The following is a 1363-nucleotide window of genomic DNA, read 5'->3' as shown; positions in this document are numbered from 1 at the left end:
GACGCGGTTTCTAATGGCTCGCTGACCGGGGCGGGTCTGTTCAGCGGACCATGAAGCGGCTCAGCTCGTGGGACTCAGCCCGGAGCCGGTCCGGTCGTGCTCCTGCGCTGGCGGTGTCCGATGCAGGACCCGGCACCTGAACGTCCTTGTTGGTGTCCCAGGTCGCTGGGTCGCCAACTGGCCAGGCGAGTTCGATGCCGGCCCGTTCGGCCAATACCAGCATGGTCGCAACGAAGCCTTCCGAGAGGGCGATCATGACCGCATGGCTCGTTCGCAGGTGCTGCTCCAACAGAGCCTCAACGAACGCCTTCAGCGCCGCGGGGTCGATCTGGCACTCGTCTTCGCGCATCTCACCGAGACCGGACGGCCAGCCGAGTTCCGCCTCGAAGACAGAGACCTGCCGCAGGAACAGCCTGGCCGCCCCGTTGGATGGGTTCCAGAGGGTCTGCTCGCCCAGGTCGAAGTACTGGCTCACCGCTGCGTCTCCCTGTTGTCGATGACGGAAGCGTAGTCAGGTTGCGGCGAGACGACGGAAACAAATGAACGCGGCGGCGATCCCGACGAAACCGAGGAAGTGCTCGGCCTTGCGTTCGTAGCGGCGGTGGAGCCGCCGGCATCCAGCCAGCCAGGACACGGTTCGCTCCACCACCCAACGATGACGTCCAAGTCTCTGGGAGGACTCGACCCCCTTCCGGGCGATTCGCGGCATGATGCCACGGCTGCGAAGCCACCGCCGAAGGCCTTCGTAGTCGTATCCCTTGTCGGCGTGGAGCTTGCCGGGGCGTCGACGTCGCGGTCCGCGGCGGGAGCGGATCGGCGGAATGCCTCGGACCAACGGCTCCAGGGCCTGGCTGTCGTGCAGATTCGCGCCGGAGATGCCCAGCGACAAGGGCAGACCGTTTCTGTCTGTGACGAGGTGGATCTTCGATCCCAACTTTCCCCGGTCGGTCGGATTCGGTCCCGTCAGCTGCCCCCTTTTGCTGCCCGGAGGCTCACGGAGTCGATCGCGCATCTCGACCAGTCCAGCTGACCGCGGGCACCCAGCTCGTCGAGGATCACCCTGTGGAGGCGAGCCCACACCCGGTCTCGGCTCCACAGGGCGAAGCGCCGATAGACCGTCTGCCAGCACGGACCGAACACCGGCGGCAGCTGCCGCCAGGTGCACCCGGACGTGGCCACGAAGATGATCGCGGTCAGTACCTCGCGGTCACCCGCACGACGTCGGCCGCCACCCTGCGGGCGCACCACTTCCGTCGGTGGAACCACCCGGCGGAACAGTTCCCACAATTCGTCAGGCACCAGACGCTCAGCAAGGCTCGCCATGTCCTCTGAACGAGCGCCACGACCAACAGAAACGATGTCT

The 1363-nt window shown here is 66.2% G+C and carries 2 protein-coding genes; both read right to left on the bottom strand.

Annotation, left to right across the window (positions count from 1 at the left end; all coding sequences use genetic code 11):
- Positions 1 to 40: 40 nt before the first annotated feature.
- Positions 41 to 475 (bottom strand): DUF6086 family protein, encoded by a 435-nt coding sequence (locus DN069_RS31720; RefSeq protein WP_111506689.1) that lies wholly within the window; start codon positions 473 to 475, stop codon positions 41 to 43.
- A gap of 36 nt (positions 476 to 511) precedes the next feature.
- Positions 512 to 1323 (bottom strand): IS5 family transposase gene (locus DN069_RS31715; RefSeq protein ID WP_111506688.1). Its coding sequence is split into 2 segments (ribosomal slippage): positions 512 to 969 and positions 969 to 1323, totalling 813 coding nucleotides; the frame shifts between segments, so codons are not numbered across the junction.
- Between the last annotated feature and the right edge of the window lie 40 nt (positions 1324 to 1363).

This window comes from Streptacidiphilus pinicola (assembly GCF_003258295.1).
GTDB lineage: Bacteria > Actinomycetota > Actinomycetes > Streptomycetales > Streptomycetaceae > Streptacidiphilus > Streptacidiphilus pinicola.
The sequence above is the reverse complement of the archived record's forward strand: the minus strand, read 5'-3'. Positions and strand labels throughout refer to the sequence as shown.